We start from the raw sequence: 727 nt of genomic DNA on the forward strand, positions 1-727 counted from the left end.
CGTGAAGGTCGCCAAGGACTGGCAGCGCGACCCGAAGCAGCTGGGCCGCCTGGGCTTCTAGGTGTACCCGGCCAGGACGTTGGTAACAGGCGTGTCGGCTTGATGTGAAGAGAACCTCCGGTTGAGGTGTGGCTTGTCGAAGGCCCACTTCCCACCGGAGGTTCTCGTGCCCCACCGTAATGCCCGCACCACATATCTCGGGAGAATGCTCATCGTCGAGCGYCACCGAGACGGCTGGCCCAAGGCCCAYATCGCCAGCGCAATGGGCGTTTCCCGCAARTGCGTGTCCACRTGGGTGGMCCGCTACCAGGMCGAGGGCGAGGCAGGGCTGCACGAYCGGTCCTCACGCCCGCACACGATGCCGACCCGAACCGCGGTCGACGTCGAGACCCGCATCGTCGAACTACGCATRCGTGAACGACGCGGACCGGACTGGCTCGCAGCCGAACTCGGGGTGCCGGCCCGCACCGTCTCCCGAGTCCTGCGACGTCACCAGRCGCCGTATCTGGCGGACTGCGAYCCGYTGACCGGYGAGGTGATCCGCTCGTCGAAGACCACGGCRGTGCGCTACGAACGCGAGCGGCCGGGCGAGYTGGTGCACATGGACGTCAAGAAGCTCGGCCGGATCCCCGACGGCGGYGGRTGGCGTGCCCRCGGCCGRGAGCACCGGACACGGGACTACTCGACGAAGGTTGGTTTCGACTACGTGCACTCGCTCGTCGACGAT

General features: G+C 67.1%; 1 protein-coding gene. It reads left to right on the top strand.

Going from position 1 to position 727, the window contains the following annotated elements; genetic code table 11:
- Nucleotides 1-166 precede the first annotated feature (166 nt).
- A partial coding sequence (locus AC1DQC_RS19820) for a helix-turn-helix domain-containing protein (protein WP_477052945.1) occupies nucleotides 167-727 on the top strand: 561 nt, incomplete at its 3' end.

The sequence above is a fragment of the Cellulomonas sp. P4_H12 genome, assembly GCF_056400905.1.